This is a genomic window from Cedecea neteri (assembly GCF_000758325.1).
GTDB classification, from domain to species: Bacteria; Pseudomonadota; Gammaproteobacteria; order Enterobacterales; family Enterobacteriaceae; genus Cedecea; species Cedecea neteri_B.
Map to the genome: position 1 here is coordinate 372,666 of NZ_CP009459.1, position 11,324 is coordinate 383,989.

Below are 11,324 nucleotides of genomic sequence, written 5' to 3' on the forward strand. Positions count from 1 at the left end.
AAGCAAGTATTCGCTTAAATTACAGAACGTCTACCGCGTTCAGCTCTTTGAATGCCTGCTCCAGGCGAACGATCATAGAAGTCTGAGCTGCGCGCAGCCAGACACGTGGATCGTAGTATTTTTTGTTCGGCTGGTCAGCGCCTTTCGGGTTACCCAGCTGACCCTGCAGGTAAGCTTCGTTTTCTTTGTAGTAGTTCAGGATGCCGTCCCAGGTTGCCCACTGGGTATCGGTATCGATGTTCATTTTGATTACGCCGTAGCTTACGGAGTCTTTGATTTCCTGAGCAGAAGAACCGGAACCGCCGTGGAAGACGAAGTTCAGGCTGTTGTGCGGCAGGTTGTGTTTCTTAGAAACGTATTCCTGAGAATCGCGCAGGATGGTCGGGGTCAGAACCACGTTACCTGGTTTGTACACGCCGTGTACGTTACCGAAGGAAGCTGCGATGGTGAAACGTGGGCTGATTTTGCTCAGTTCGGTGTAAGCGTAATCAACGTCTTCTGGCTGGGTGTACAGAGCAGAAGCGTCCATGTGGCTGTTGTCCACGCCGTCTTCTTCACCGCCGGTGCAGCCCAGTTCGATTTCCAGGGTCATGCCCAGTTTGGACATGCGAGCCAGGTATTTGGAGCTGATTTCGATGTTTTCTTCCAGAGACTCTTCGGACAGGTCAATCATGTGGGAAGAGAACAGTGGTTTACCGGTAGCGGCAAAGTGTTTTTCACCCGCATCCAGCAGGCCGTCGATCCACGGCAGCAGTTTCTTAGCACAGTGGTCAGTATGCAGGATAACCGGCACGCCGTAGTGTTCAGCCATCTGATGTACGTGGTGTGCACCAGAGATTGCACCCAGGATAGCAGCACCCTGTGGAACATCAGTTTTCACGCCTTTACCAGCGATGAACGCAGCACCGCCGTTAGAGAACTGAACGATAACCGGAGATTTTACTTTCGCAGCGGTTTCCAGAACGGCGTTAATAGAGTCGGTACCGACGCAGTTAACGGCTGGCAGAGCAAAGTTGTTCTCTTTTGCTACCTGGAAGATTTTCTGTACGTCGTCGCCAGTTACAACACCTGGTTTTACGAAATCAAAAATTTTAGACATGTTGATGTGTCCTGTAGGCCTTGGAAAAATCGAATCACCGTCCTGAATCTTGCCGGGCGGCAATAAATCAACGGGCAGGTTACCCTGCCCGTAGGAATTACTTCTTAGCGCGCTCTTCGAGCATTGCTACAGCTGGCAGTACTTTGCCTTCCACGAACTCAAGGAATGCGCCGCCGCCGGTAGAGATGTAGGAAATTTTGTCTGCGATACCGAACAGGTCGATAGCGGCCAGAGTGTCGCCGCCGCCTGCGATAGAGAAGGCTTCGCTGTCTGCGATAGCGCGGGCAACGATTTCGGTCCCTTTACGGAAGTTAGGGAATTCAAATACGCCAACCGGGCCGTTCCACAGAATGGTTTTCGCGTTTTTCAGGATCACGGCCAGTTTCTCAGCGGAAACGTCGCCCATGTCCAGAATCTGCTCTTCGTCTTTGATGTCGTTCACAGACTTCAGGGTTGCGGTCGCAGTTTCGGAGAACTCAGTGGCAACACGCACGTCGGTTGGTACTGGGATGTCGCAGCGGGTCAGCAGATCTTTTGCGGTATCAACCAGGTCAGCTTCGTACAGGGATTTACCTACGTTGTGGCCCTGGGCTGCAACGAAGGTGTTCGCGATGCCGCCGCCAACAATCAGCTGGTCAGCGATTTTGGACAGGGAATCCAGCACGGTCAGTTTGGTAGAAACTTTAGAACCACCAACGATAGCAACCATTGGGCGAGCAGGTTCTTTCAGAGCTTTGCCCAGCGCTTCCAGTTCGTCAGCCAGCAGCGGACCTGCACAAGCAACGTCAGCAAATTTAGCGATACCGTGAGTAGAAGCCTGCGCGCGGTGTGCAGTACCGAAAGCGTCCATCACGAACACGTCACACAGTGCAGCGTATTTTTTAGACAGCGCTTCGTCGTCTTTTTTCTCGCCTTTGTTGAAGCGAACGTTTTCCAGAACAACCAGCTCACCGGCAGCAACTTCTACGCCATCCAAGTAATCTTTTACCAGACGAACCGGGTTAGACAGTTTGTCTTTCAGGTAGTTAACCACTGGCAGCAGAGAGAATTCTTCGTTGTACTCGCCTTCGGTCGGACGACCCAGGTGAGAAGTCACCATGACTTTAGCACCCTGTTTCAGCGCCAGTTCAATGGTCGGCAGAGATGCACGGATACGCGCATCGCTGGTGACTTTCCCGTCTTTAACCGGCACGTTCAGATCGGCACGGATGAATACGCGTTTGCCCGCCAGATCCAGATCGGTCATCTTAATTACAGACATGGTGAATCCTCTCGTTGATTCTTAAAGTTTTGCAGACGCAACGTGCGCCTTACCTGAAATCCATTGAGCCATAACCAACGTGGTGTCGAGCATCCTGTTGGCGAAGCCCCATTCGTTATCACACCAGACTAGAGTTTTAATCAGATGTTGCCCACTGACCCGCGTTTGCGTGCCGTCGACGATTGCACTGTGCGGATCGTGGTTAAAATCAGTAGAGACCAACGGTAATTCCGTATAGTCAACTATACCATGAAATGCTTCCTGTGCCGCTTTTTGCAGCAAGTGGTTGACTTCACATGCATTTACTGAATTTCTGACCGTCACGCTTAAATCAATGGCCGTTACGTTTATCGTGGGAACGCGTACCGCGATCGCCTCAAAACGGTCATTAAATTGTGGAAAAATACGCGTGATACCGGCTGCAAGACGCGTATCCACCGGAATAATCGACTGACTCGCCGCGCGGGTACGTCGCAAATCAGGGTGGTAAGCGTCAATAACCTGCTGATCGTGCATGGCCGAGTGGATGGTGGTGACCGTCCCGGACTCAATGCCAAACGCTTCATCCAGCAGTTTAATGATTGGAATAATACAGTTTGTGGTGCAGGAGGCATTGGAGACGATGCGATGGCTGTCTTCGACCTGTTCATGGTTCACGCCGTAAACAACGGTCGTATCGAGGTCGTTACCGCCGGGGTGCGAGAACAAGACTTTCTTCGCTCCTGCCGCCAGGTGGGCTTCACCGTCAGCGCGGGAGCCGAACACGCCGGTGCAGTCCAGCACGATATCAACGCCCAGTTCACGCCATGGCAGCGCTTCAATGGTCGGTTCGTGCAGCAGGCGAATGCTGTCGTCGCCCACAAACAGGACTTCACGCTCCTGGCGAACATCCCAGGCAAAGCGGCCGTGGCTGGTATCGTACTTCAACAGATGCGCGATACCCGCAGCGTCTGCCAGTTCGTTGATTGCTACCACGGTAATTTCCGCACGGCGACCAGATTCGTACAAAGCACGTACCACGTTGCGCCCAATGCGACCGAAGCCATTAATAGCGATGCGTACGGTCATATCTCTCCTGCCAGAATCCCTGGGATTTAGTGGCTGACAGAGTAATCCAGCAACCGCCTGAGGGGAATCCTCGCACTCATGAAACTGCACTTGTTTGCTTAATTGTCGAACATTTATTCGACTGAAACGCTTCAGCTATGTTAAGCGAAAGCGGGAATAAAAGGAACGATACCCCAACATGCTCCGCTCAACTTCTGACATACATCACAGTTTTGGTGGAATAACTGCAACTGAGCGCCGCAGTGGTGGAATAAAGAGCAGGGTATAAGTGGAATAATCGGCATAAAAAAGGGCCGCCGAAGCGACCCTGATAGTTAGCGAGACGGATTACAGAATCGCTTTAGCCTGTTTCACCACGTTTTCCACGGTGAAGCCAAACTCTTCGAACAGCAGTTCCGCTGGTGCAGACTCACCGAAGGTGGTCATGCCGACGATAGCGCCGTTCAGGCCAACGTATTTGTACCAGTAGTCAGCGATGCCAGCTTCGATAGCTACGCGAGCAGTAACGGCTTTCGGCAGCACGGATTCACGGTAAGCCGCATCCTGTTTGTCGAACGCGTCGGTAGACGGCATGGACACTACGCGCGCTTTCACGCCTTCGGCAGTCAGTTTGTCCCATGCAGCAACCGCCAGCTCAACTTCAGAACCGGTAGCGATGAAGATAAGCTCAGGCTGACCTGCGCAATCCTTCAGCACGTAGCCGCCGCGAGCGATGTCTTTCAGCTGCTGCTCGGTACGATCCTGCTGAGCCAGGTTCTGGCGGGAAAGGATCAGCGCGGTCGGGCCGTCGTGACGCTCAACGCCGTACTTCCACGCTACTGCGGACTCAACCTGGTCACATGGGCGCCAGGTGCTCATGTTCGGGGTTACGCGCAGGGAAGCGACCTGCTCAACCGGCTGGTGAGTTGGGCCATCTTCGCCCAGGCCGATGGAGTCGTGGGTGTATACCATCACCTGACGCTGTTTCATCAGCGCAGCCATACGCACCGCGTTACGAGCGTATTCTACGAACATCAGGAAGGTAGAGGTGTACGGCAGGAAGCCACCGTGCAGGGAGATACCGTTGGCGATAGCGGTCATACCGAATTCGCGCACGCCGTAATGGATGTAGTTCCCGGCGGTATCTTCGTTAATCGCTTTAGAACCGGACCAGATAGTCAGGTTAGAAGGCGCCAGGTCAGCGGAGCCGCCCAGGAATTCTGGCAGCAGCGGGCCAAACGCTTCGATAGCATTCTGGGACGCTTTACGGCTGGCGATCTTGGATGGGTTAGCCTGCAGCTTAGCGATGAATTCGTTCGCTTTCGCGTCGAAGTCAGCAGGCATTTCGCCTTTCACGCGGCGAGTAAACTCCGCGGCTTCCTGCGGGAAAGCTTTCGCGTAAGCAGCGAACTTCTCGTTCCATACGGCTTCTTTAGCCTGACCAGCTTCTTTCGCATCCCACTGCGCGTAGATGTCAGAAGGGATTTCGAACGGCACGTGGTTCCAGCCCAGCGCTTCGCGAGTCAGTGCGATTTCTGCATCACCCAGCGGTGCGCCATGAGAGTCATGGGTGCCGGCTTTGTTCGGGGAACCGAAACCGATGATGGTTTTGCACATCAGCAGGGATGGTTTGTCGGTCACCGCACGCGCTTCTTCTACTGCACGTTTGATAGCCGCGGCATCGTGGCCGTCTACGCCGCGCACTACGTGCCAGCCGTAGGCTTCAAAGCGTTTCGCGGTATCGTCGGTGAACCAGCCTTCAACGTGGCCGTCGATGGAGATGCCGTTGTCGTCATAGAACGCAACCAGTTTACCCAGCTTCAGGGTACCTGCCAGAGAGCAAACCTCGTGAGAGATGCCTTCCATCATGCAGCCATCACCCATGAATGCATAGGTGAAGTGGTCCACGATGTCGTGACCCGGACGGTTAAACTGTGCCGCCAGCGTTTTCTCTGCGATAGCCATACCAACCGCATTCGCAATACCCTGACCCAGTGGGCCAGTCGTGGTTTCAACACCGGCGGTGTAGCCCACTTCCGGGTGGCCCGGAGTCTGAGAGTGCAGCTGACGGAAGTTTTTCAGCTGTTCAATCGGCAGATCATAACCGCTGAGGTGCAGCAGGCTGTAAATCAGCATAGAACCGTGGCCGTTGGACAGCACGAAGCGGTCGCGATCGGCCCAGGACGGGTTCTGTGGGTTATGGTTCAGGAAATCACGCCACAGGACTTCGGCAATGTCGGCCATGCCCATAGGGGCACCCGGGTGACCGGATTTGGCTTTTTGTACTGCGTCCATGCTGAGCGCACGAATAGCATTGGCAAGCTCTTTACGAGAGGACATTTTGACTCCAGATCGGATGGTTGAAGGTCGCGCCTTGACTACGATGCGTTATGGGCTACGCCCGAAAATGTGACAACAATGTACACCAGGGGAATGGTCATGTACATGCGGCGTGCCGTTGACAGGGTAAGAAATCTCTGGATAACGCTCGCAAGTTGCGCAACCTGATGCGCAGGCCATTTATTCTTCTTTATACTGGGTCAGGAGCCGCCTCGCCTGCGGTAAATCCGATTCTGTTTTTACCTATTATAAAGAAAGGAAAATGGCCATGAAGATGCGCCCAATATTGTTGAGCCTGAGCGTCGCAGCCCTGCTGAGCGGCTGCCAGGGAATGGATTCCAACGGGCTATTGACCTCTGGAGCCGAAGCTTTCCAGGCCTACACTTTAAGCGACGCGCAGGTGAAAACCCTGAGCGATGATGCCTGTAAGCAGCAGGACAGCAAAGCCACGATAGCCCCGGCAGACAGCCCATACACCCAGCGGCTGAACAAAATTGCCTCCGCGCTGGGCGATAACATCAACGGCCTGCCGGTCAATTACAAAGTTTATGTGACCAAAGACGTCAACGCCTTCGCCATGGCGAACGGCTGCATCCGCGTCTACAGCGGCCTGATGGACATGATGGACGACAACGAAGTCGAAGCGGTGATTGGCCACGAAATGGGGCACGTCGCGCTGGGCCACGTCAAAAAAGGCATGCAGGTCGCGCTCGGGGCAAACGCTGCGCGTGTCGCTGCAGCATCCGCAGGCGGCGTGATTGGCAATCTGTCGCAGTCTCAGCTTGGGGATTTAGGCGAAAAACTGGTGAACGCTCAGTTCTCCCAGCGCCAGGAATCCGAGGCAGACGATTACTCTTACGATCTGTTGCGCAAACGCGGCATCAACCCGACCGGCCTTGCCACCAGCTTCGAGAAACTGGCTAAGCTCGACGAAGGCCGCCAAAGCTCCATGCTGGACGACCACCCGGCGTCGGCCGCTCGTGCCCAGCATATTCGTGACCGCATGGCGGCGGATGGCATTAAGTAATGATCAAAAAACTTGCGCACCCCATGGTGCGCAAAACTTATTCCACCAGCGACTTCACGATATCCATCAAGCGAACCACATCTTCCGGCCGGGTGTTGCCCGTCTGCGGGTCAATAATTGACGTGTAAACGTGCGGCATAACACGCAACATTCCGGCTTCCAGACAGGTTTGCAAAATAATGCCAAAGTTATCCAGATCAATACCGCCAGTCGGTTCAATCAGCGTCATACCGCTGCGCGCCGCCGCCTCTGCCAGGGCATAGAGTTCAGGCAACGATTTCTCACCTCCCATCGGAAAGAACTTCGCGGCATGTGCGCCAGCATCCAGCATCATGCGTACGGCAGCATCACCGGAAACGCGGGCTGGCGTGCCTTTACTGCTGCTGACGCCGGTAGAGATAAGCACCTCGCCAGCTGTTCCGGTTGGGCTGACCAAAGCGTTAATGTGCGTTTTTTCACCCCCCGTTGCCGCCAGCGCGCCCGCCGCAAATCCGCACCCGGTAAAGGTCTGGTTGACGTGAGCCGGATGCACTTTAGAGGCAATCATCGCCGCTTTATAAAATTGCGCCGGATCACCGGCACCCAGCCCAACAGAAATTGACGGCACCTCAGCCATCCAGCGCTGAACCTCATTGATCCCTTCCTCAACAGAATCAAACTGGGCGGAAAGCACGCCAATGACCGCATGGCCTTCGGCGGCCTCGTAGATTTCCCGGGCATTGGCGATGTCCTTCGCCAGCACGTTAATCGCCACACGCTGACGATAAAAATTAATCTGCTGCATGGTCTGCAATCTCCTGTAGTCGCGCGACAATGAGCGCCATTTCCCCTTCCGCCACCGTTCTGGGATCAAGACTAAAAATCCCCTGATGCAGGTTATAGCGACGGGCATAAATAGCGATATCGCCACCGCGTAGCCTAGCTTCAACCTCCCGCGCATCCAGCCCCAGCTCCTGGGCATTCACCCGGATACGAACACGCCAGATGGCACGCCCAGCCTCGTCTTGTTCTATATCAGCGCTCAGCCCGCGAATGGCGGAAATAGCCTCAACCGTCGGTTGCAACTGCTCCGCGGTGACGATGGTCTGCCCCTGATGGTAGTTCTCCAGGGCATACACCAGCCCGACCATATTCTCTTTGCCAATTTTCATCGCCCTGGCAATACCGTGATGCTGCGCCTTGCAGGCGGCAATCCACTGTTTTTTGCCGGTGATAAAACCAGAAGTCGGCGCATTAAAGGCTTTTGCCCCACTGTAAATAACCATATCTGCACCGCTTGCCACCCAGGCCTGTAAATCTTCCTCGGCAGCGGCATCAACAATCAAGGGCAGGTTGTGGCGCTGTGCCACCTGCACGAAATCCTCAATGCTCAGCATCCCTTTCTGTACGCAGTGATGTGACTTCACGTACAACAGCGCGGCGCTCTGTTCAGTCACCGCGCTCTCGAGCTGCCAGCAAGCGGCCAGATTACTGGAGCCGACTTCCACCACTCGCCCACCGCCCAGCCGAATCGCACTGGTGATTGGCGCGCCATAGTCGACGTTATGCCCACGCAGCATTATCACTTCATTGGCCATGCCCGAACTCTCAGGCATTAACGTCACTCGCGCCTGGTCACCACGGGTAATTGCTGCGGCCACGGCAATCGCAATGCCTGCCGAAGCACAGGATGTAGCGTAGCTGTCTTCCGCACCGGTATAGCGGGAGATGAGCTCCCCCGTTCTGTCCACTAGCAGGTCAATCTCCACAAAAGTCGAGGCCGCCTTCGCCGTGGCTTGCATCACGTCGGGGGAAACGCTGGAAACCCCCAGAATCGTCATTTTCCCACAGGCGTTTATCACCTGTTTTAAACCCAGCTGTTGATAGATGTTCTGTGTCATGGCTTACAGCACTCCCAACAGCGAACAGACCACGCTCAACGCCACAATCGACAGCAGAATAGTGGTATAACGCGGGCCTTTCTTCATCAGATAGAAGTAGATCGCAAACACCGCGGCCAGCGGCAACAGACCGGGAGCAATAGAATCCAGGATCTGCTGCACCACCACTTCAGACCCTTTCAGCGCGCTGATTTTGAGCGGCGTGGTTATCTTCACGTAGCTTGCCGAGAGCGCCCCCATCATGATCAGGCCCAGCACGTTAGCGCCGTAGATAAGCTCTTTGATTCGCCCCCCTTGTAACAGGCCGATGATCGAGTCACGCCCCAGGGTGTAGCCTTTGTGGACCATGCCGTAACTGATCGCCAGCGTAATTGCCGGATAGAGGATCAGCGGAATAATGCCGCCCATTGCGCTGCCGTTAGCGGCAAACGGGATAAAGATAGCGATCAGCAGCGGCATGACCGCGGCCCAAATAATGGAGTCCCCCATCCCGGCCAGCGGCCCCATCAGGCCGGTTTTAATCCCGGTGATCGACGCATCACTTATCGGCTCCCCGCGCGTTTTTTGTTCCTCCATGGCGATCGAGATCCCCTGGATAACCGCGCCAAAAGTCTGCTCTGAGTTGAAGAAGTTCAGGTGGCGTTTCAACGCTTCCACCTGCTCTTCTTTTTGCGGATAGAGCTTTTTAATAATCGGCGTCATCGAGGCGCAAAAAATCAGGCTCTGCAGGCGCTCATACGAACTGGACACTTCGGCGCCCAGCCAGTAGATAAACCACGCTTTGGTGATATCGGCTTTGGTCAGTGCGCCGCTTTCGCGCGCGCGTTCAACCAGCTCATGCTGCATTACATCAGTGCTCATCATGCTGCTCCTTCATTTTTCGCCAGGCCTTTAATCAGGAAGGCCACACAGGTGCCGAAGATTGCCATCGCCATAATGTCCACCTTGAGATACAGCACCGCGAAGAATCCGCCGATAAACCACGGCAGCAGGCTCTTTTTACCAATCACCATAATGGTGATAGCGAAGCCCAGCGCAGGCAGGATCCCGCCCATAATTTCAAAGGAGTGGGTTAACCAGTGCGGCATCAGCTTAAGGAAGCTTTCCACCACGTTCTGACCAAAGTAGTTAGCGGCAAACACCACCGGGAACCGCAGCACCAGCCCGAGTAACGCCGGGTAAAGGAAAGCACAGCGCATAATGCCCGCCATGTTTGCCGTTTCGGCGTGCTTGTCGGCCATGTGTACCCACGCGGCGTTCAGCGTGCGGCGTAGCTGATCGAGGAACACGCCAATCACGCCGAAGGGGATCGCCAACGCAATGGCAAGGTTTGGGTCCATGCCCGCTTTAACGGCAATCGGAATGGAAATACAGGCTGCCAGGGCAGGATCTGAAGGAACATTACCTCCAGGTGTTGACGTCACGCCAAGATAGACGAGCTGCATACCGGCGCCGATGATCATCGCCGTTTGCATATTACCGAGCAGCAAACCGACAAAGACGGCAATCACTACAGGCTGGAGCAACATGGCGGAGAAGGTGTAGCCAAGGCGTAAACGGGCAAACCAGTAATACAACCCCATCAGGCTTGCGAAGACTAATGTATCCATAATTATTTACCCTATTATCAAAGGATTAGAATTTTTTCAGGATATCGTCCAACGACTGCGGCTTATCTTCCGGGATGGTCTGGAAAATGGCCTTAATCCCACGATTTTTCAGATCGTTAAGAATGCCGACGTCTTTCTCATCAAGCGTGATGTTCTGGAAAACCGCTTTACGGTTTGGCCCACCACCCAGCCCGCCAACCTGAATATCCGTCACGTCAAAACCTTGCGCCACCGCGTCCTGAATCGCCGCCAGCGACGGGAACAGCACCAGCACATTGCCCTCCCCCAGCTGGTTTTCTTTCCACGACGCGGCAAAACTTTGGTTGCTGTAGCAGTCCACTTTGATGCTTGGCGGCGCGGCCATCAGGTAGATATTTTTCATAAACGGGTCCGCATCCAGCTCATCGCTGACCACCGCAATCCTGTTAGCTTGAGACTGGCCCACCCATTTCGTCACCACCTGTCCATGAATAAGGCGACTATCGATGCGACATAAAACGATCTTTGCCATGATATTTTTCCTTTATTTTGTTTGTTGTAACTGACGAACGTGGGCCACGACATCGAGACAGCTGCTGCGACCGGCCTCGACCACCTCGGCCACGCAGGCGGTAAGTAAACCGTGCTCGCGCCGGTCCAGTGCTTCCAGCAATAAAGAGGCATTCAGGCCGGAAATCACCGCTATCGGATAATCAGCACTCAGGCGTGCCGCCACATTAGAGGTTGTGCCGCCGACAAAATCGGTAAGGATCAGCGAGCCTTCAGGCAACGTTTTCACCACCGCTTCAACGCGTTGATAAAAATCACCCAGCGTGTCGACGGGCATCAGCGCGATTTCTGTCACGCCTTCAATTTCGCCCATCACCATGCGCAGGCTGTTGCAAAGCTGCTGCCCCCAACCGCCGTGCGTTAACAGCAGGATCTGGGGCAAGGATTCAGTGGTAGTCAAAGTGGCCTCCTGGCTCGATTACGTTTACGTACGTAGAGAGAGCAAAGGATGTGCCAGAGTTTGTGTCACGCGAGGAGTAAGAAAGGCCTGGCGGAGCGCAGTGCCCCGCCA

Annotated in this window: 11 protein-coding genes; 1 reads left to right on the forward strand and 10 read right to left on the reverse strand. The window is 54.6% G+C overall.

What is annotated here, in order from left to right:
- Positions 1-19 precede the first annotated feature (19 nt).
- The 4 genes from fbaA to tkt all read right to left on the reverse strand — a co-directional run bounded on the left by fbaA (position 20) and on the right by tkt (position 5,747).
- Positions 20-1,099, reverse strand: coding sequence for a class II fructose-bisphosphate aldolase (gene fbaA, locus LH86_RS01760; protein WP_008461574.1), 1,080 nt, complete (start codon positions 1,097-1,099; stop codon positions 20-22).
- Positions 1,100-1,196: 97 nt separating this feature from the next.
- Positions 1,197-2,360, reverse strand: coding sequence for a phosphoglycerate kinase (pgk, locus tag LH86_RS01765; RefSeq protein WP_008461573.1), 1,164 nt, complete (start codon positions 2,358-2,360; stop codon positions 1,197-1,199).
- Positions 2,361-2,381: 21 nt separating this feature from the next.
- Positions 2,382-3,428, reverse strand: coding sequence for an erythrose-4-phosphate dehydrogenase (gene epd / locus LH86_RS01770; RefSeq protein WP_008461572.1), 1,047 nt, complete (start codon positions 3,426-3,428; stop codon positions 2,382-2,384).
- 327 nt (positions 3,429-3,755) lie between these two features.
- On the reverse strand, positions 3,756-5,747 hold the full coding sequence (tkt, locus tag LH86_RS01775) for a transketolase (RefSeq protein ID WP_039297910.1): 1,992 nt from the start codon (positions 5,745-5,747) through the stop codon (positions 3,756-3,758).
- A gap of 268 nt (positions 5,748-6,015) precedes the next feature.
- Between tkt and LH86_RS01780 the strand changes: the two genes are divergently transcribed.
- Positions 6,016-6,774, forward strand: a complete 759-nt coding sequence (locus LH86_RS01780) for a M48 family metallopeptidase (RefSeq protein WP_008461569.1) — start codon at positions 6,016-6,018, stop codon at positions 6,772-6,774.
- 37 nt (positions 6,775-6,811) lie between these two features.
- Here LH86_RS01780 and dagF read toward each other — a convergent pair whose 3' ends face one another.
- From dagF to LH86_RS01810, 6 genes are read right to left on the reverse strand one after another with little or no spacing between them, the layout of a single operon-like run.
- On the reverse strand, positions 6,812-7,558 hold the full coding sequence (gene dagF, locus LH86_RS01785) for a 2-dehydro-3-deoxy-phosphogluconate aldolase (protein ID WP_039297912.1): 747 nt from the start codon (positions 7,556-7,558) through the stop codon (positions 6,812-6,814).
- Positions 7,545-8,654 carry a D-glucosaminate-6-phosphate ammonia lyase gene (gene dgaE / locus LH86_RS01790; RefSeq protein WP_039297914.1) on the reverse strand — a complete coding sequence of 370 codons (1,110 nt, stop codon included), beginning with the start codon at positions 8,652-8,654 and terminating at the stop codon, positions 7,545-7,547. Before dgaE ends, dagF begins: the two co-directional genes overlap by 14 nt.
- A 3-nt stretch (positions 8,655-8,657) precedes the next feature.
- On the reverse strand, positions 8,658-9,518 hold the full coding sequence (locus tag LH86_RS01795) for a PTS system mannose/fructose/sorbose family transporter subunit IID (protein WP_197061698.1): 861 nt from the start codon (positions 9,516-9,518) through the stop codon (positions 8,658-8,660).
- Positions 9,515-10,264 carry a PTS mannose/fructose/sorbose/N-acetylgalactosamine transporter subunit IIC gene (locus LH86_RS01800; protein ID WP_039287601.1) on the reverse strand — a complete coding sequence of 250 codons (750 nt, stop codon included), beginning with the start codon at positions 10,262-10,264 and terminating at the stop codon, positions 9,515-9,517. The genes LH86_RS01795 and LH86_RS01800 overlap by 4 nt, the downstream gene beginning before the upstream one ends.
- A 25-nt stretch (positions 10,265-10,289) precedes the next feature.
- Positions 10,290-10,775: a PTS system mannose/fructose/N-acetylgalactosamine-transporter subunit IIB gene (locus LH86_RS01805; protein ID WP_039297917.1), complete on the reverse strand. Its 486-nt coding sequence runs from the start codon at positions 10,773-10,775 to the stop codon at positions 10,290-10,292.
- 12 nt (positions 10,776-10,787) lie between these two features.
- Positions 10,788-11,213 carry a PTS sugar transporter subunit IIA gene (locus LH86_RS01810; RefSeq protein ID WP_039287606.1) on the reverse strand — a complete coding sequence of 142 codons (426 nt, stop codon included), beginning with the start codon at positions 11,211-11,213 and terminating at the stop codon, positions 10,788-10,790.
- Between the last annotated feature and the right edge of the window lie 111 nt (positions 11,214-11,324).